Raw genomic sequence first — 20923 nt, forward strand, 5'->3', positions numbered from 1 at the left:
AATGTTTAAGATATATAATTCTATTATTGTACTATATTTAAAAAATTTTAGTTAATATAAAATAACATGAATACACTAGTGACACTTGAAAACATATCGGTAATATATGATAGTCAATCTGTAGTAAATAATATTAGTATTTCGCTAAAATCAAATCATATATTAACATTAATAGGTCCTAATGGTGCTGGAAAATCCACTTTAGTGCATGTAATATTAGGTTTGTTAAAACCATCATCTGGTAAGATCAATAGAATCTCAGGATTAAAAATTGGATACGTTCCACAAAAATTGCATATTGATCAAACTTTGCCTATTACAGTTAATAGATTTATGGAATTATCTCCTGGTAGCAACAATGATCAAATTTTAGCAGCTCTTAAAAGAGTCCATGCTAGCTATTTATTACATTCATCATTGCAAAAATTATCAGGAGGAGAAATGCAAAGAGTTTTAATATCTAGAGCAATACTTAAGCAACCACAATTATTAGTGTTAGATGAACCTACTCAAGGTATGGATATACAGGGTCAAATTGCAATATATGATTTAATAGATAGATTGCGACATGAATTACATTGTGGAGTATTAATGGTTTCTCATGATTTACATTTAGTAATGGCAAAAACTGACGAAGTTGTTTGTCTTAACCATCATATTTGTTGTTCTGGCAGTTCAGAATCAGTATCAAGACATCCAGAATTTATATCTATGTTTGGTTTAAAAAATATAAAACAATTAGCAATATATCGTCATCATGGAAATTATTGTTCTCTTCACAAAGATATTATTAAAAAAAACAAGGATTATTATGATTGATATTTTATTACCAGCTTGGTTAGGTGGTATTATATTAGTATTAGCAGCTGGTCCTTTAGGTTGTTTTGTTGTCTGGCATAAGTTGTCATGCTTTGGTGATACTTTAGCACATTCTTCAATACTTGGTATTGCACTGGGTATATTATTTAATATCAATCCTCATTACACTTTAATTATTTTGATAATATGTATAACTTTAAGTTTAACAATTATTGAAAATCGTCCGCAATTAAGTATGGATACTTTTTTGGGCATCTTAGCACATAGTGCACTTTCACTTGGTTTAGTAATTGTTGGTTTAATATCTAACGTTAGATTAGATTTAATCTCATATTTATTTGGAGATTTATTATCAATCAATTTTAACGACTTATGGATAATAATAATTACTACGATTATAGTTTTAATAGTATTAATTTGGAAATGGAGTGCTTTTTTACTAATATCGATAAATAAAGAAATTGCAATAATTGACGGTATAAATGTTAAACATACCCGTTTAATTTTGATGTTTTTAACAGCTGTGTTAATAAGCATATCAATAAAATTTGTAGGAGCTTTAATTATTACCTCATTACTTATTATTCCAGCTTCTACAGCAAGATATTTTTCTAAATCTCCAGAACAAATGGCTATTTTAGCAACTATAGTAGGAATTATATCGGTTACTGGTGGTCTAATTATATCAGCTTATTATGATACGCCGGCTGCTCCTTCTGTAGTATTATGTTCAACTTTTATGTTTATAATTGGTATAATATACAACAGGAATTAGTATTTTTAATGATTATCATGTTTATCGAAATGATTGTAAGCATATCTTGTTGCTATACGACCTCTAGGTGTTCTTTGAATAAAACCTTTATAAATTAAAAATGGTTCAATTACATCTTCAATCATCTCACGTTTTTCACCAATAGCTGATGCAAGATTATCCAACCCTACTGGTCCACCCATAAATTTGTCTATGAGAATCAAAAGAAATTTACGATCAATATAATCAAAACCTTCTTTATCAATATCTAACATTCTAAGAGCTTCAGTTGAAACTTCTTTACTTAAATTACCATTAGCACAAACATCAGCAAAATCTCTAACGCGACGCAATAAACGGTTTGCAATACGTGGAGTACCACGTGCACGACATGCTATTTCTAATGCACTTTCTTCACTAATAGTTAAACCTAAGTAATTAGCACTCCTAATAATAATATTTTGTAGGTCTTTTGTATTGTAAAATTCCAAACGTTGAATTATACCGAAACGGTCATGTAAAGGTGAAGTCAAAGATCCAGCACGAGTAGTTGCTCCAATAAGAGTAAAAGGTGGTAATTCAAGTTTGATAGAACGAGCTGCAGGACCTTCGCCAATTATAATGTCTAATCTATAATCTTCCATAGCAGGGTATAACATTTCTTCTAGAATTGAAGATAAACGATGAATTTCATCAATAAAAAGAATACCATGAGGTTCAAGATTAGTTAACATAGCTGCTAAATCTCCAGCTTTTTCTAGTGCTGGTCCTGAAGTAATTGATAAATTAGTATTCATTTCATTCGCAATAACATTTGCTAATGTTGTTTTTCCTAAACCGGGTGGACCAAAAATTAATAAATGATCCAGAGCATGACCACGCAATTTTGCTGCCTTTATAAAAATTTTCATTTGATTACTTACTTGTTCTTGACCAATATATTCTTTAAGTAATTTAGGACGAATATTCCTATTAATATTTTCATTTTCTTTTTTATTTATAAAGGAATCAACAATTAAACTATCATGTTCTATCATAATTTACCTCAAACAATCTTACGCAATGCTATTTTAATTAAATTTTCACAATTCTTTTCATTTGATTTATCTAATCCAATTATCATTTTTTGAGCTTCTTTAGATTTATAACCTAAAGCGATTAAAGCTGCAATTGCCTCGGCTTCTACATCAGTAATACTTGATATTGATGAATTTATAATAGTAAATTCTGCATTATTTTCACATAAACCATTATACATCTTTTTAAAAACATCTTTCATTTCAATAATTAAATGTCTGGCAGTTTTTTTCCCTACACCAGGTAATTTAATTAATGTATTTATTTCTTCTTGTTCTATAGAAATTATAAATTGTTTAGCTGACATACTAGATAGTATAGATAAAGCTAGTTTGGGACCGATTCCGGTTACTTTAATTAATTCCCGAAATAATATACGTTCTTGTTTACTATTAAATCCAAATAATAATTGAATATCTTTTCTTACTATGAAATGAATAAAAATTGTTGTTTTTTTGTTTAGTTCAGGTAGTTTATAAAAACAAGTCATTGGCATGTTAATTTCATAACCTACTCCATAAACTTCAAGTAAAACCATAGGGGGATGTTTTTCTAGAATATTGCCTGTTAATTGACCAATCACTAAAATTAATTCCTTAAAAATTAGATAATATAAAATATTATTTATATTGGGTTTTTATTGCTTATTTTTATTGAAATATAAAAAATTATTTATTTTTATTAAAAAATATTTTACTGTTTATTAAAAAAATGATGAGTAATAGCAATTGCTAATGCATCAGAAGCATCAACTGATGGATTTGCAGATAATTTTAATAACATTTTAACCATATATTGCACTTGGTTTTTTTTTGCATGTCCAATACCAACGACAGTTTTTTTTACCTGATTAGCTGTATATTCAAACATAGGTATATTAACAGCAGCAGCTATTGCTGCACCTCTTGCATGTCCCAGTTTCAATGCTGAGTGTGCATTTTTAGACATAAAAATCCGCTCAATAGCGAAACAGTCTGGTGAAAAATCTTTAATAATTTTACTTAAGCCATTATAAATTAACTTTAAACTAATAGATAATTCAGTTGTGTTTGTAAAAATATAACCGCTATTTATATAATAAATTTTACTATTGTTTCTACTAATAAGCCCATAACCAGTACAACGGGATCCTGGATCAATACCTAAGATGATAGACATCATAAATCTCTAACTTTAAGAAATTGATGTTACAATAATATTGTTTAATTTTTTATAAATTTTATTAATCATAATAATTAGCTAAAAGATACATATATAATATATTATTACAATTAATAACGATAAAATAACACAATAAATCAATTTTATAAATTAAAAAATTGATTTTAAACACTGAATCTTATTCACCTAATTATATAAAACAATTAAATTATTGCATATATTATCATGTTATTTATGTTAATTATTAATTTTTATTATTTGAAGACCTAATTCTAATAAAAATTTTGAATTTATTTCACTAGGAGAATTTGTCATTAAACAAGAAGCAGAAGTAGTTTTTGGAAATGCAATAACATCACGTATATTGTTTGTATCTGTTAATAGCATTGTTAAACGATCTAAACCAAAAGCAATACCAGCATGAGGTGGTGTACCAAATTTCAATGCTTCTAGTAAAAAACCAAACTTATTTTTTTGTTCATTTTTTGAAATACCAAGTATATCAAATACAGTTTGTTGCATTTTAATATTGTCTATACGAACTGAACCACTTCCAATTTCACAACCATTAATTACCATATCATATGCATTAGCTATTACATCAGTAGGATTAATATTTATTAGTTCTTCACAAGTAACTTGCGGTGCAGTAAATGGATGATGTGTTGCAGATAAAAATCCATTTTTATCCATAGTAAACATTGGAAAATCAACAACCCAAAGAGGAGCAAAGGTATTATCATCAAAAATATTTAAATCTTGGCCCAACTTAATACGCAATGCACCAAGCGCATCTGTTGTTACTTTAAAACTATCAGCAATAATTATTATTAAATCTCCATCAAGAGCTTTAGTTCTTTTAATGAAATTTTCAGCTATTTTTTGATCAAAAAATTTTACTATTGAACCTTGAATACCTTTAATGCCATTTGAACAACTATTTATTTTAATACAAATTAGTTTTTTAACACCATAATTACTGATAAAATTACTATATTCGTTAATTTTTTTTCTACTAATTTTTGCACCATTCGGTATACGTAATGCAGCAATGCGTTTTTTAAAATTATGTGAATTCATTTCGAATAAATCCACATTCGTATCATTGAATAGATCATCAATATCTATTATTTGCATTGGATTGCGTAAATCAGGTTTATCTGATCCATAAATTCGTATGGCTTCTTTAAAAGTTATCTGTGGGAATGGACCAAGATCAATCCCTTTTATATGTATCCAAAGATTTCTAATTAAACATTCCATAATATTACGTATTTGATATGCATTAACAAAAGAAGCTTCAATATCAATTTGAGTAAATTCTTGTTGACGATCAGATCGTAAGTCTTCATCTCGAAAACATTTAACTATCTGATAATATCTATCGAATCCAGCAATCATCAGAAGTTGTTTAAACAATTGAGGAGATTGCGGTAAAGAATAAAATTTACCTTTATGTATTCTACTAGGTACTACATAATCACGAGCACCTTCTGGAGTTGTTTTTGTTAAAACTGGAGTTTCGATATCAAGAAATCCCTCTTTATGCATAAAACAACGAATGAAGTTAGTAATTTTAGAGCGAGATATTAATCTTTTAGTTATCTCTGGACGACGTAAATCTAAATATCTATATTTCAAGCAGGTGTCTTCTTTACTGTTTTTATTAAAATCTAACGGTAACGGATCAGATCTATTAATAACTTTTAAAAGATTACCTACAATTTCTATATTCCCTGTTTCCATTTTAGGATTTATATTTTTTGCTTCACGTGCTTGCACAATGCCTGTAATTTGAATACAAAATTCATTTCTTATTTTAGAAGCTAATTTAAAGGTATTGTTATCAGTATGACAATTAAAAAAAACTTGTACGATACCTTCACGATCTCTCATTTCCATAAAAATCATACTACCAAAATTACGAAAACTACTTACCCAACCACAAATAGTTACTTCTTGACCTATATGAACTGAGTTTATTTGGCCACAATATATCGTACGCATAATAGATATTTATCCTTCGATTAAAATTAGCATTAAAATCATGATTTTTTAATAACTTTATATTAAAAATAACATTAATTTTTATCAAAAATTTTTAATATTTAAAAAATAATGATCATAAATATATTTTAAATTTTTATATCATAAATTATTTTATCAATCTATATAATATATGGTTAAAATATTTGTAAATTAGTATTTTTATATTATTCAATATTATTGAAGTGAAATTTAAACATATTTATATTTAAGTTGTATATTTAGTTATTAATCATATCTTTCAATGCGATCATTTCATTGTTGAGGTAATTTTTAATTGTTATTAAAATAATATAAATAATATCAATTTTTGGTTATAAACATGAGCAATCGAGATACTCTATATTCAACACCCATTGAAAAAATAGGTGACTGGGTATTTGATGAAAAAATAGCAAAAGTATTTCCTGATATGATCCAACGTTCAATACCTGGATATTCTATCATCATTTCTATGATCGGTACTTTATCAAAAAGTTTCGTCACATCTAATAGCAATATATATGATTTGGGTTGTTCTCTAGGAGCAGTTACCTTATCCGTTTGTTATAATATTATTGCATCTAATTGCACTATTATTGCAGTAGATAAATCTTCAGATATGATAAAAAATTGTCAGAGTCATATAGATAGTATTAAATCTAAAAATACTATAATTGTCATGGAAGCTGATATTTTAGATGTCAATATTGAAAATGCATCTATGGTAGTATTAAATTTTACTCTACAATTTCTTAAACCATCAACTCGTTTGAAATTAATAAAAAAAATCTGGCAAGGATTGAATCCATGTGGAATATTAATTTTATCAGAAAAAATAAATTTTAAAGATAATAAAATTAATGAATTAATATCAAATATGCATTATAATTTCAAAATTGCTAATGATTATAGTACTCTACAAATTCATCAAAAAAACAAAATGTTAGAAAATGTTATGTTTACTGATAGTATAAAAACTCATAAAAACAGGTTAAAACAAGCTGGTTTTTCTCATGTAGAAGTTTGGTTTCAATGCTTTAATTTTTGTTCTTTAATAGCATTAAAATGATAAATTTTGAAAATTTTTATACACAAATTGCATCAAGCCCTTTGTCACATTGGTTATCTTTGTTAAAGATACAACTTAATGATTGGCAAAATAAAAAATTACATGGAAATTTTTATGAGTGGTTTAAATCAGTAGAACACCTTCCTTTATTGAATCCACAAAAAATAGATTTAATTTCTGGTATTACAGCAGATTCTAAAAACTTGAGTAACAGTCAACGCCAAGGAATTAAACAATTATTATATAATCTTGTGCCGTGGCGTAAAGGTCCTTATTCTCTATATGGAATAGATATCAACAGCGAATGGCGTTCAGACTGGAAATGGGAAAGATTGTTACCACATATTACTTCTTTAAAAAATAAAATAATTTTAGATGTTGGATGTGGCAATGGATATTACATGTGGAGAATGCTTGCACATGATACTCATCTGATCATAGGCATAGATCCTACACAATTGTTTTTATGTCAATTTGAATCAATACGCAAATTATTAAATAATAACCGTAAATTACATGTATTACCCTTAAGTATTGAACATTTACCTTCGTTAAAGGCATTTGATACAGTTTTTTCAATGGGAGTACTTTATCATAGACGTTTTCCTATTAAGCATATTTTACAACTAAAAAATCAATTAAAGAGCGGTGGTGAACTAATTTTAGAAACAATAGTCATTAATGATCATGCAAATAAATTATTAATACCTAAAGAAAGGTATGCACAAATGAAAAATACGTACTTTATTCCCACAACTATCTTATTAAAAAATTGGTTAGAACAGATTGATTTTATAAATATACGTATTGTTAATTGCACAACTACTACTTGTGAAGAACAGCGCAGTACTAAATGGATGACTAATAAATCTCTTAATACATTTCTAGATCCTTATGATTTTACAAAAACAATTGAAGGATATCCAGCTCCAGTACGTGCAATATTAATAGCAACAAAACCTTAATTTTTCCCAAGAACGTATTTTTAATTTACCCGTAGTAACAATGATATTGATTAACAACAATAACATATTTTTTTTATTAACTTTATGATTGCAATATATAAAGTTACTTATATCAAAATCAAACAAAAATTTTAAACACCAGGAAAATAAATATATTTATAACTATAGTAGGAACTAAAACATGATATTTAATTTTGATCAGCAAATAGAACGTCGTTATACTGATAGTATAAAATGGAAAAAATATGAAAATAAAGATATTATACCTTTATGGGTAGCTGATACAGATTTTAAATCACCTGAATGTATTATATCCGCAATTAAAAATAGAGTATCACATGGTATTTTTGGTTATGCTAACAAACCAACTGTATTAATTGAAACATTTGTTGATTATGTAAATAATAAATTTAAATGGAAATTAAAACCTGATTGGGTTGTTGTTTTACCAGGCGTAGTAAGTGGTTTAAATTTAACTGTACGTGTTTTTACTTGTAAAAACGAAAAAGTTATTACACCCATTCCAATTTATCCACCATTTATTAATGCTGCAAAATTAGCTAATCGAAATCAATTAAATATACCATTAATATTACAAAATAAACGTTGGGTATTAGATCTTGATTTTGCTAAAAATAAAATAACACATAAAGAAAAATTATTTATGTTATGTAATCCACAAAATCCTGGAGGAACTGTTTATCAGTATAGTGAACTAAGTGAAATATTGATTTTTGCACAACAAAATAATTTAATAGTTTGCTCAGATGAAATTCATTGTGATTTAGTTCTTGAGCCTAATATAAAACATATTCCATTTGCTTCTTTAAGTGATGATGCTGCCCAGCGTAGTATAACATTTATGTCTCCATCAAAATCTTTTAATATTGCTGGATTAGGTGCTGCTGTAGCAATTATTCCTAACAACTTATTAAGAAAAAATTTTATATATGCCAGACAAGGTATTGTTCCAGAAGTTAATATTATTGCTCTTGTAGCTGCTAAAGCTGCATGGCTTGAAGGAAATCAATGGCTGCAGGGTTTGATTAATTATTTACGTAAAAACCGAGATATATTAGTGTCAGAAATAAATTCAATGAAAAAATTAAAAATGGTATCACCAGAAGCAACATACTTAGGTTGGATAGATACTAGCAATTTAGATATTGATGATCCAATATTTTATTTTGAACAATACGGATTGGGTTTTTCACCAGGAATCGATTTCGGTAATAAAAATTTTGTCAGATTTAATTTTGGCTGTACTCGTATTACTCTAGAAAAAGCTATAAAAAGACTTAAACATGCATTGAAAAATTTTTAATATATTATATAAAAAAACAATTGATAACGAAATTAATATTAATACATTTAATTTTGTCATTAATTAATAAAAAACAGTACATTTTAAATGTTTAACTATAATTAAAAATTTAATTATTGAAATAATATGAAAAGTTTTTTATTAATTATATTTAACTGTAAATAATTTATTTAAAAATAAGGTGAATTATTTGAATATTAAAGTTTTAATTTCAGAGAGAATTATTGAAGCCATGATCTTATCTGGTATATCCAAAGCAGATTGTAATCCCCAAGTTCGTCAAACATCTAAACTACAATTTGGTAATTACCAAGTAAATGGTATTATATTTTTAGCTAAAAAACTAAAAAAATCACCAATATCTTTATCTAAAGAAATAATTCAAAATCTTGATATAACAGATATAGCTAGTAAAGTAGAAATTGCAGGAATAGGTTTTATTAATATATTTATTGATATAAGATGGATGGAAAAGCAAGCAAAAAATATGTTGATACTACCAAATTTAGGTTGTACTCCAATTAAACCACAAACTATTATTTTAGATTATTCCTCACCAAATATAGCTAAAGAAATGCACGTAGGTCATCTACGTTCAACAATTATAGGTGATGCTATGGCACATACATTTGAATTTATTGGTCATAATGTTATTCGTGCTAATCATATTGGAGATTGGGGTACACAGTTTGGTATGTTAATTGCTTTCATTGAAGGCAAAAAAAATATAAGTCATATTGATATGAATTTATCAATAAAAGATCTAGAAGAATGTTATCGTCAAGCAAAATATATGTATGAAACAGATCCAAGTTTTGCTGATATCACAAGAAAATATGTTTTAAAATTACAAAAAGGTGATCAAAAATGTCTGATGATATGGAAAAAAATAGTTAATCTAAGCATTAATCAAAATCAAAAAATATATGATCGTTTAAATGTAACATTAACGCATAAAGATATTATGGGCGAAAGTTTATATAAAAATATGTTACCTGAAATTGTTGATGATTTAATATCAAAAGGTCTAGCAGTAAAAAGTCAAGGTGCTACTGTTGTTTTTTTAAATGAATTTAAAAATAAAACAGGAAAATCAATGGGAGTAATTATTCAAAAAAAAGATGGAGGATACTTATATTCTACTATTGATATTGCTTGTGCTAAATATAGATATGAAAAATTAAAAGCAAACCGCATTATATACTATACTGATTCACGTCAAAATCAACATTTATTGCAAGTTTGGTCTATTGTAAGAAAAGCAAGATATGTTCCTAACTCTGTTGTGTTTGAACATCATGCATTTGGTATGATCTTAGATAAAAATAATAATCCATTTAAAACAAGATCTGGTGATACTATAAAATTATCTGAATTATTGGATGAATCATTTAGAAGAGCATATAAATTAGTAAAAAATAAAAATCCGAATATTAATCAAGATAAAGCTAAAAATTTAGCAGAAACAATTGGCATTAGTGCTATTAAGTATTCAGAGTTATCAAAAAATAGAACTACTGATTATATTTTCAATTGGGATCAAATGTTAGCGTTTGAAGGTAATACTGCTCCTTATATGCAATATGCCTATACACGTTTAATTTCAATATTTCACAAATCAGGAATTGATATGCATCTTTTAGATGCAAAAATAATAATTACTAATTATCAAGAAGAAATATTAGTCATGTGTTTATTACAATTTGAAGAGGCAATTACTCAAGTTGCAAATAATGGTACTCCTCATATCATTTGTAATTATCTATATCAATTAACCAGTAAATTCTCTAATTTTTATGAAAATTGTTCTGTTTTAAATGCAGAAAATATATCAATTAAAAATAGTCGTCTACAATTATGTTATTTAACTTCTAGAGTATTAAGTCAAGGTTTTAATATATTAGGTATAAAGGTATTAAAAAACATGTAATAATCTTTAAAATATATCAATTACAAACAATAGATTACAAGCAATATTCTCAATATATCTAAATTATAGTTCATGTCTAATAAAATATTATATAAAATAGATTATGTAATATATATTAATAAATACATGATGCTACCATAACAAATAATGGTGAGATGTCCGAGTGGTTTAAGGAGCACGTCTGGAAAATGTGTATACGTAAATACGTATCGAGGGTTCGAATCCCTCTCTCACCGATAAATAAATTTTTAAAGTCTGCTTTTTTTTGAAAAAAGCAGACTCTGTAAAAAATATCAATAAATTATTTACAAATTATTTTGTATGAAATTTGGCTATTGCTGAATCAAAACGTTTGAGTACTTCGTTAGAAGGCTGCTTTCCTGTAAAACTAAAAATTACAATCGATATACTGGCAAATAAAAATCCAGGAATAATTTCGTATATATCAATAAAACCATATTTTTTCCAGAACAATACAGTAATAGCACCTACTAGCATACCTGCTAATGCACCATTACGATTCATGCGTCTCCAACATACACTAAAGAGAACTACTGGACCAAATGCTGCACCAAAACCAGCCCATGCATAACTTACTAAATTCAGTATAAGATTATTCGGGTTTAATGCTAAAATAATTGCAATTATTGCGATTAATAATACCATTAAACGCCCAACCCATATTAATTCTTTTTGATTGGCATTTTTACGGAAGAAATTTTTATACAAATCTTCAGTTAAAGCACTTGAACATACTAATAATTGACAACTTAGTGTTGACATGATAGCAGCAAGAATTGCAGATAACAGGACACCACCAATCCATGGATTAAATAACATACGAGCTAAATCAACGAATACACATTCACTATTTTCAATAACCCCAGTTGAATTATCTGGATTACTTTCAAAATAAGCAATACCAAAAAAACCAACTAATATTGCACCTAATAAACATAATATCATCCATGCAATGCTAATTTTACGTGCCATAACAATTGAAAGATGAGATTCGGATGCCATAAAACGTGTTAAAATATGTGGTTGTCCGAAATAACCTAAACCCCATCCTAAAAGAGAAATTATTTGAATAAAATTAAGATCTTTAGTGATATTAAGATCTGATAAGCCTCTAGCTTCAATTATTGATATTGAATTAGATATTCCACCTGATGCAATAATCACTACTACTGGAGTTAATATTAATGCAAAGATCATTAAGCTTGCTTGTACAGTATCAGTCCAGCTAACTGCAAGAAATCCTCCTATTAAAGTATAAATAATAGTAGTAATTGCACCTGCCATTAAAGCAGTACCATATCCAATATTAAAAGTACTTTCAAATAATCTTGCACCAGCTACAATGCCAGAAGCACAGTAAATTGTAAAAAAAATTAAAATAATAATAGCAGATATAACTCTTAATATTTTGCTGTTATCTTCAAAGCGATGAGTAAAAAAATCTGGTAATGTTAATGCATTACTATGATATTCAGTTTGCAAACGCAGGCGACCAGCAACTATCTTCCAATTAAACCAAGCACCAATTATTAAACCAATAGCAATCCAAATTTCAGAAATGCCTGAAACATAAATAGCTCCAGGTAATCCCATTAATAACCACCCACTCATATCTGATGCTCCAGCTGATAGTGCAGTTACTAAACTACCTAAACTTCGTCCACCTAAAATGTAATCATCAAAATTTTTAGTTGAATTATAACCAACCAAGCCTATTGTCAACATTCCGACAATATAAACCACAAAGGTAGTTATCATTGGTACATTTACAGTCATATATACTCTCCAACTTGATATTTTATTTCTCCATAAAAAATTATTTATAATTTATGTTTAAGCAGCTTTTGCTTAAGCAATTAAGGGAAGAGATAATAAAGATAATTTTTTATCTTCAAAAGGATAGATTTTAATTACTTAAAGTGTAAATCTAGCCGGAAAATCATGCCATAATATGATATATTAAACATATACACTAATTAATTTTTATTAAATTGCTAGGAATAAAATAAATTGCTAGGAATAAAATGCTTGTCCATTGTATTTGATAGTTTAATTAAATTTATGTTCAATACAATATTTGCAATTAGATAATTTAAATTTCTATATTTTTTAGTATTTTTATAAAAAGTTTTATTTTAAAGGATAGTAAAAAATATAACACATAACAATATAAAAAATTTTATCAATAGAAAGATAAAAAAACAAAGTTCAATGATTTTTATAAATTACGGAGAATTAAAACAATCTTAAGGAGCATTAGAATCATGGGTATAACCACAATGGGTGTAAGCCTAGATAATGCTATTCATAAGCGCATCAAAGTCGCAGCACAAAGCATTAATAAAACACCTCATTGGCTAATAAAACAAGCTATTTTTAGTTATTTAGATAAAATTGAAGAAGAAAATAAATTAAATAATGATATTATTTTAAAAACTAATGAAGAAATAAATGCAAATACAATAATATATCAACCTTTTTTGGAATTATCAGAGCACATTTTTCAGAGATCTTCAATTAGATCTCTTATCACATCAAAATGGTTTAGTCCTGAAATAAAACTGATACCGTCTTTATTAGAACAAGCAAGATTTGATAAAAATATCAATACAAAAATTTACAACTTGGCATTAATACTTTCTAATAAATTAAGAAATAACACTCAAACTATAAATAAATATTCTGGAATAGTACAAAGCTTACTACAAGAGTTCCCTTTATCATCTTATGAAGGTATTTCTTTGATGTGTTTAGCTGAAGCATTATTACGTATTCCTGATAATCAAATGCGTGATATATTGATTAAAGATAAAATAAAAAATGGTAATTGGCATTTACATATAGGTCATAATCGTTCCTTATTAGTTAATATTATGACTCTTGGTTTAGTATTTATTAAAAAATTAATATTGATAAATACTCAAGATCAATTAACAAATTCTTTTTACAATAAATTTATATATAAATTATGTAGTAATAGTAATTCTTTGATTCGTAAAGCAGTAAATGTAACAATACGTATTATAGGCAAACAATTCGTAATAGGTGAAAATATTAGTAAGGCATTAAAAAATTCCTATAAACTGCAAAAAAAAGGTTTTACTTATTCTTATGACATGCTAGGTGAAGCTGCTTTAACTGCTAGTGATGCCAAAAATTATTTAATGTCTTATACAGAAGCTATTCATTCTATTGGAAAAGCATCAAAAAAACTTGGAGTTTATGAAGGTCCTGGAATTTCAATAAAACTATCTGCACTTCACCCGCGTTACAGTTATACACAGTATTCACGTGTTATGGAAGAACTTTATCCAAACTTAAAGTCATTGGTATTGCTAGCTTATTCCTATAATATAGGAATAAATATTGATGCAGAAGAATCTGATCGGCTTGAATTATCCTTAGATTTATTAGAAAAACTCTGCTTTGAACCAATATTAAAAAATTGGAACGGTATTGGATTTGTTATTCAAGCATATATGAAAAGATGTCCTTTCGTAATAGATGAATTAATTAATTTAGCCAATCGTAGTAAACATCGTATTATGGTCAGATTAGTAAAAGGTGCATATTGGGATACTGAAATCAAACGTGCACAAATAGATGGTTTTGAGGATTATCCAGTATATACAAGAAAAATATATACTGACATCTCATATATAGCTTGTGCACGTAAATTACTATCAGTTCCAAATTTAATATATCCACAGTTTGCTACACATAATGCTCATACTGTATCAACAATTTATCATTTATCAGGAAACAATTATTATAAAGGGCAATATGAATTTCAGTGTCTATATGGTATGGGAGAAACACTATATAAAGAAATAGTTGGCAAATTAAATCGTCCTTGTCGTATATACGCGCCAGTGGGTACTCACGAAACATTATTGGCATACTTAGTGCGCCGTTTACTAGAAAATGGTGCTAATACCTCATTTGTTAATAAAGTTGTTGATAAATCTATATCAATTGATGAGTTAATTGCAAATCCTGTAACGACAGTAGAACATATTGCTACAAGTGAAGGTATTATTGGTCTTCCACATCCAAAAATTCCTTTGCCATGTAACTTATACGGTAATTATAGAAAAAATTCTAAGGGTATAAATATAAATAATGAAAAATCTTTATCTGCAATATCTATTGATTTACTAAAAAGCACTGAAAATCTATTTTTAGCAAAACCAATTTTAGCAAAATCAATAAATCATAATCCAATTAATGATACAAATCGTTTAGTAATGAACCCTGCTATTTTGAATGATATTGTAGGTCAAGTACGAGAAACTACTATTGAAGAAGTATCTCAAGCTATAAAATACTCAGTAAAAGCGAGTGTAATTTGGTCTGCTGTTACACCAAAAAAGAGAGCTATCATTTTAGAGAGAGCTGCTAAGATAATGGAAGATCAGATGAATACTTTGATAAGTATTCTAATACGTGAAGCAGGTAAAACCTATAATAATGCCATCAATGAAGTTCGTGAGTCTATAGATTTTATATATTATTATGCAGGTATTATCAAACATAATTTTAATAATGAAACCCATTTACCACTAGGATCAGTAGTTTGTATTAGTCCTTGGAATTTTCCATTAGCTATTTTTACAGGTCAAATTACAGCTGCGTTAGCTGTTGGAAATAGTGTTTTAGCTAAACCAGCAGAACAAACTCCATTAATTGCTGCACAGGTAGTTGATATTTTACTAAATGCAGGTATACCTGATGGTGTAATTCAATTGTTGCCAGGATCTGGGGATATAGTTGGTAAACAATTAGTAATTGATAAAAGAATTCAAGGTATTTTATTTACTGGTTCAACTTTAGTAGCAAAAACTATACAACAAAATATAGCTGGTCGTTTAGACAAACAAGGACATCCCATAACTTTCATTGCTGAAACTGGTGGGATAAATATAATGATTGTTGATTCTTCTGCACTTACTGAACAAGTAGTTACAGATGTTATTTCATCAGCATTTGATAGTGCTGGTCAGAGATGTTCAGCATTGCGTTTATTATGTATACAAGAAGAAGTTGCTGATCGCACTTTAAATATGTTATGTGGTGCAATAGAGGAATATAATATAGGTAATCCTGATAAATTGTATACTGATATCGGGCCTATTATTGATGCAAACGCTACAAAAAATATAAATAATCATATTCAATCTATGCGTAAAAAAGGATTCAAAGTTTATCAAACATTATCAAAAAATCAATATATAAAAGATAGTAATTTAAGTGATAATTTTGTACAACCTACTTTAATTGAAATAGATAAAATAAGTGATTTAAAAGAAGAAATATTTGGTCCAGTACTCCATATAATGAGATTTAAAAGAAATAATTTATTGAATTTAGTAAAAAAAATTAATATGTCTCAATATGGATTAACATTAGGTTTACATACTCGTGTAGATGACACCATTAATCAGTTAATATTAAAAGCAAAAGTTGGAAATTTATATATTAATCGGAATATGATCGGAGCAGTAGTAGGGGTACAACCTTTCGGTGGAGAAGGTTTATCAGGTACTGGACCAAAAGCAGGCGGACCACTTTATCTCTATCGTTTATTATCTAATTATCCCAAAGATGCAATACTTTCAACGTTAAATCACCATGGTTGTAAGATTTCAAAACAAAATAAATCATTAGATAGGAAATCACTTTTACCACATGATGTATTTAGAAAATGGGCGATTAAAGAGCCAAATATTGCTTCTTTATGTTTGCAGTACTCTTATTTATCTCAGGTTGGATCTTTAATTAATTTAACTGGTCCTACAGGAGAAAAAAATACTATGATTTTATCACCCAGAGAAAAAATTTTTTGTATAGCATACAATAAACAAGATATATTAATTCAATTAGCAGCTATTACCAGCATAGGCAGTAAGATTCTTTGGATTAACGATCAATTACATAGAAATATATTTGATGATTTACCTGAAATCGTTAAAAATTGTATTTCATTAGTAACAGATCCTTTTTCATCATTTTTTGATGCTGTGATTTTTCATGGTGATAATAAACAGTTGATTGATATATGTAAGTTATTATCAGAAAAAAAAGCTGCAATTATTTCAATACAAGGATTTACATCAGGTGATACAAATATATTACTTGAACGTTTGTTAATTGAACGTTCTGTAAGCATTAATACTACAGCTGCTGGAGGTAATACAAGTCTCATGACTATAAATTAACTTCAAAGCCATGGTATAAATTTAAAAATTGTTCCATGGCAATATATTATTTTTTAAAAATATAAATGTTATAGTTATTATAATGAATTAAGTATCTATTAACTATTTATTTAGATATTTAAAATAATTAAATTTATTAGATTTATTTATTAAATATTTTTTTTAATAATATTACTATCATCAAAAAACCAAATGCCTATAGGATAATCTTCTAATATTATCAAATACATTTTTTTTGCATTAAATGATTCAATTGCAGTAATTTTTCCATTTCGATCACAACATCCTTCAAATTTTATAGTGACATCATCATCAATTTTCATTGTATATTTCCCCGTTAACATTTATTTTTTATAAAAAATAAATGTTTATTCTTTACAAAAAATAAGTTATAATTGATCGTGTTATGGGTTTATATTTTTTGACTTTTTTATATTAATATAGATATAAAAATACTTTGACATACCAATGTAGCAATATTAGTATACTCTTGTAAAGATATTTTCCTCTGTAGTTCAGTAGGTAGAACGACGGACTGTTAATCCGTATGTCACTGGTTCGAGTCCAGTCAGAGGAGCCACATGAAAAATACAAAAAATTTAATAAATTATTAAACACTAATACATTATAATAGAGGTTTTCCTTTTAATTTAAAAAGGTTGCTGAATATTTTACTTTACTTTTAATATAAATAAGAAAATTATTTTTGTTAAATAAATATTAACTTATCAATTAGTTTGTTTACTGAAAAAATACAATATTAAGTAATATCTTAGCGATAGGAAATATGAATTATTCTAGAATTAATTTTTTTTTTCACGATTATGAAACCTTTGGTATTAATCCTGCTACTGATCGTCCTGCTCAATTTGCTGGAATATATACTGATAGTGAATTAAATCCTATAAAACAACCTGAATTATTTTATTGTCGTTTACCAAATGATTATATACCTCAACCTAAATCTGTATTAATTAATGGCATTACACCTCAATTAGCAATAATACGAGGTTTTAGTGAAGCAGAGTTTGCTAAACGTATTTATAATATATTGAATATTAAAAAAATTTGTATAGTAGGTTATAATAATATACAATTTGATGATGAAGTAACACGTAATATTTTTTATCGTAATTTTTATGATCCTTATAGTTGGAGTTGGAAGCATGGTAATTCACGTTGGGATATTTTAAATTTAACACGTGCATGTCATGCATTACGACCTGAGGGTATAAGTTGGCCAAAAAACAAAAATGGTTTTACTAGTTTTAAACTGCAACATTTAACTCAGGCTAATAATCTAACACATAATGACATACATAATGCAATTTCTGATGTTCATGCTACTATAGAAATAGCTAAGTTAATTAAAAAAAAACAGCCTAAACTTTTTGATTTTTTTTTAAAAAATCGTACTAAAGAAAGATTGATATCAATGATTGATATCATCGGAATGAAACCATTAGTTCATGTTTCTAGTTTATTTGGATCATTAAGAAATAATATTAGCTTGATACTACCCTTAGCGTGGCATCCTAATAATCGAAATGCATTAATTGTAATAGATTTATATAGTGATATATATCCTCTATTAAAATTAGATATTTTATCTATACAAAAATTTTTAATAAATAAAAATAAAGAATTAAATTTAGAAGATATCCCTGTAAAATTAGTACACATGAATAAGTGTCCTATTTTATCTTACGTAAATACATTACGTCTAGAAGATCAAATAAGGTTAAAAATAAACCTTGCGCATTGCTTTAATAATTTAGAATTAATTCGTAATAATCCAACTGTCAGGAAAAAAATTGTGACTATTTTTGAACAAAAAAAACAGGTTATTGCCTCGGATGTAGATAATAGATTATATGATGGATTTTTCAGTACATCAGATAAAGCTAAAATGCATATAATTCACAAAACAGAACCAAAATTACTATCGACATTAAACCTAAAGTTTGAAAGTAGTAGATTAAAAGCACTTTTATTTCGTTATCGAGCTAGAAATTTTCCATGGACGTTAGATGACAATGAACAAAAATTTTGGAAAAAACATTGTCAAAATATTTTAAATAATCAAAATATAAGAAAATTTTTATTAGAACTAAAAATATTGAAAAAATTATATGGAAATAATAGAAACAAAATAAAAATATTAAGATCATTATATTTTTATTTAAAAAGTATAATATCTTAATTTATAAAATAAGATATTATATTGTATTTAACAAAAATATATATTAATAATTCATTTAATGTAATTAAAGATATTAAAGATTACCATATATGATGATCTTTAATGAAAATTATTTCATATACTAATTTTTATACCGTCAATTACGTTACATATTATCTGATTTAGTATGTTTATTATTATCGAAAATAGATATTATAGTAAATTTAAATTAACAACCTAAATTCATAACTACTGAAATATCTACAAATATGACCTTGTAGTAATTGAAAATTACTTATATAAATCATTTCAAAGATATAACCTTTCAAACATATAACCTTATTAAATATACAATAAAAATCATACAAACTCTAATAATTTTACTATATATCCTATCTTAAGATAATTGTAGAGAAAAATATAAAAAAATTAAATAGTTATAATATGGAATAGTATATATGAGAATATAAGAAATATGCTGAATAACAATCGTGTACGCATAGCAATACAAAAATCTGGTCGCTTAAGCGATGATTCAAAAGAACTTTTAATAAGATGTGGAATAAAAATCAATCTTGAGCAACAAGGATTAATTACGCTTGCAGAAAATATGCCAATTGATATTTTACGCGTACGTGATGATGATATTCCTGGTTTAGTAATGGATAGAGTAGTAGATTTAGGTATTGTAGGAGAAAATGTTCTTGAGGAAGAGCTTTTAACTAGATTAGCACAAGGTGATAATCCAGGGTATGTAATATTACGTCATCTTGATTTTGGAAAATGTCGCTTATCAATAGCAATTCCAGTCAATCATGAATATATTGGATTAAAATGTTTGAATAATGCTCGTATTGCTACTTCTTATCCTCATTTATTGAAAAAATATTTAGATCAAAAAGGTATTACTTTTAGAATTTGTATGTTAAATGGTTCAGTAGAAGTAGCTCCTCGTGCTAGTTTAGCAGATGCTATTTGTGATCTAATTTCCACAGGTGCTACATTAGAAGCAAATGGTTTAAAAGAAGTAGAGGTTATTTATCGTTCAAAAGCAGTAATTGTTCAACATGATGGAGAAATGGTTGCATTTAAAAAAGATTTGATAAAAAAAATGATGACAAGAATTAAAGGAGTAATAAAAGCACGTGAATCTAAATATATTATGTTACATGTGCCAAGTAAATGTTTAAATGATGTTATAAATTTACTTCCTGGAGCAGAATATCCTACGATATTACCTTTATCTGGTAATGTTGATCGTGTAGCAATGCATATAGTTAGTAGTGAAACTTTATTTTGGGAAACAATGGAAAAATTAAAAACTCTGGGAGTTACCTCAATTTTAGTATTACCAATTGAGAAAATCATGGAATAA

General features: G+C 26.9%; 15 protein-coding genes and 2 tRNA genes. 11 read left to right on the forward strand and 6 right to left on the reverse strand.

Annotated features, from left to right (window positions below; genetic code table 11):
- Positions 1-66 precede the first annotated feature (66 nt).
- The gene (znuC, locus tag CRV12_RS01045) at positions 67-819 is read left to right on the forward strand and encodes a zinc ABC transporter ATP-binding protein ZnuC (protein WP_136130797.1); all 753 of its coding nucleotides are present in this window, start codon (positions 67-69) and stop codon (positions 817-819) included.
- Entirely contained in the window at positions 812-1594 is a 783-nt protein-coding gene (gene znuB / locus CRV12_RS01050) for a zinc ABC transporter permease subunit ZnuB (RefSeq protein WP_136130798.1), read from the forward strand. The genes znuC and znuB overlap by 8 nt, the downstream gene beginning before the upstream one ends.
- A gap of 5 nt (positions 1595-1599) precedes the next feature.
- Here the strand turns inward: znuB and ruvB are convergent, their stop codons facing one another.
- The 4 genes from ruvB to aspS all read right to left on the reverse strand — a co-directional run bounded on the left by ruvB (position 1600) and on the right by aspS (position 5818).
- Entirely contained in the window at positions 1600-2610 is a 1011-nt protein-coding gene (ruvB, locus tag CRV12_RS01055; RefSeq protein WP_136130799.1) for a Holliday junction branch migration DNA helicase RuvB, read from the reverse strand.
- Positions 2611-2618: 8 nt separating this feature from the next.
- Positions 2619-3233: a Holliday junction branch migration protein RuvA gene (gene ruvA / locus CRV12_RS01060; RefSeq protein WP_136130800.1), complete on the reverse strand. Its 615-nt coding sequence runs from the start codon at positions 3231-3233 to the stop codon at positions 2619-2621.
- 110 nt (positions 3234-3343) lie between these two features.
- Positions 3344-3808: a crossover junction endodeoxyribonuclease RuvC gene (ruvC, locus tag CRV12_RS01065; RefSeq protein ID WP_136130801.1), complete on the reverse strand. Its 465-nt coding sequence runs from the start codon at positions 3806-3808 to the stop codon at positions 3344-3346.
- 240 nt (positions 3809-4048) lie between these two features.
- Positions 4049-5818, reverse strand: coding sequence for an aspartate--tRNA ligase (gene aspS / locus CRV12_RS01070; RefSeq protein ID WP_136130802.1), 1770 nt, complete (start codon positions 5816-5818; stop codon positions 4049-4051).
- Between the two features lie 361 nt (positions 5819-6179).
- Between aspS and cmoA the strand changes: the two genes are divergently transcribed.
- The 5 genes from cmoA (at position 6180) to CRV12_RS01095 (ending at position 11363) form a co-directional block, all read left to right on the forward strand.
- Positions 6180-6908: a carboxy-S-adenosyl-L-methionine synthase CmoA gene (gene cmoA / locus CRV12_RS01075; protein WP_136130803.1), complete on the forward strand. Its 729-nt coding sequence runs from the start codon at positions 6180-6182 to the stop codon at positions 6906-6908.
- A complete protein-coding gene (gene cmoB, locus CRV12_RS01080) occupies positions 6905-7873 on the forward strand; it encodes a tRNA 5-methoxyuridine(34)/uridine 5-oxyacetic acid(34) synthase CmoB (RefSeq protein ID WP_136130804.1) in 969 nt (322 codons plus the stop codon). Before cmoA ends, cmoB begins: the two co-directional genes overlap by 4 nt.
- Positions 7874-8054: 181 nt before the next feature.
- A complete protein-coding gene (locus tag CRV12_RS01085) occupies positions 8055-9197 on the forward strand; it encodes a MalY/PatB family protein (protein WP_136130805.1) in 1143 nt (380 codons plus the stop codon).
- A gap of 190 nt (positions 9198-9387) precedes the next feature.
- On the forward strand, positions 9388-11127 hold the full coding sequence (argS, locus tag CRV12_RS01090) for an arginine--tRNA ligase (protein ID WP_136130806.1): 1740 nt from the start codon (positions 9388-9390) through the stop codon (positions 11125-11127).
- A 149-nt stretch (positions 11128-11276) separates the two neighbouring features.
- Positions 11277-11363, forward strand: a tRNA-Ser gene (locus tag CRV12_RS01095).
- A gap of 76 nt (positions 11364-11439) precedes the next feature.
- Here the strand turns inward: CRV12_RS01095 and putP are convergent.
- Positions 11440-12924: a sodium/proline symporter PutP gene (gene putP, locus CRV12_RS01100; protein ID WP_136130807.1), complete on the reverse strand. Its 1485-nt coding sequence runs from the start codon at positions 12922-12924 to the stop codon at positions 11440-11442.
- A gap of 488 nt (positions 12925-13412) precedes the next feature.
- Between putP and putA the strand changes: the two genes are divergently transcribed.
- Positions 13413-17366: a trifunctional transcriptional regulator/proline dehydrogenase/L-glutamate gamma-semialdehyde dehydrogenase gene (gene putA, locus CRV12_RS01105; protein ID WP_136130808.1), complete on the forward strand. Its 3954-nt coding sequence runs from the start codon at positions 13413-13415 to the stop codon at positions 17364-17366.
- Positions 17367-17515: 149 nt separating this feature from the next.
- Here putA and CRV12_RS01110 read toward each other — a convergent pair whose 3' ends face one another.
- A complete protein-coding gene (locus tag CRV12_RS01110) occupies positions 17516-17689 on the reverse strand; it encodes a hypothetical protein (protein WP_136130809.1) in 174 nt (57 codons plus the stop codon).
- A 181-nt stretch (positions 17690-17870) separates the two neighbouring features.
- On the opposite strand from CRV12_RS01110, the gene CRV12_RS01115 reads away from it, so the two are divergent.
- The 3 genes from CRV12_RS01115 to hisG all read left to right on the forward strand — a co-directional run bounded on the left by CRV12_RS01115 (position 17871) and on the right by hisG (position 20923).
- Positions 17871-17946 (forward strand) — tRNA-Asn (locus tag CRV12_RS01115).
- Between the two features lie 207 nt (positions 17947-18153).
- Positions 18154-19569 (forward strand): exodeoxyribonuclease I, encoded by a 1416-nt coding sequence (gene sbcB / locus CRV12_RS01120; protein ID WP_136130810.1) that lies wholly within the window; start codon positions 18154-18156, stop codon positions 19567-19569.
- 454 nt (positions 19570-20023) lie between these two features.
- Entirely contained in the window at positions 20024-20923 is a 900-nt protein-coding gene (hisG, locus tag CRV12_RS01125) for an ATP phosphoribosyltransferase (protein WP_136130811.1), read from the forward strand.

It is taken from the genome of Candidatus Pantoea edessiphila (assembly GCF_002933315.1).
Lineage (GTDB): Bacteria > Pseudomonadota > Gammaproteobacteria > Enterobacterales > Enterobacteriaceae > Pantoea_C.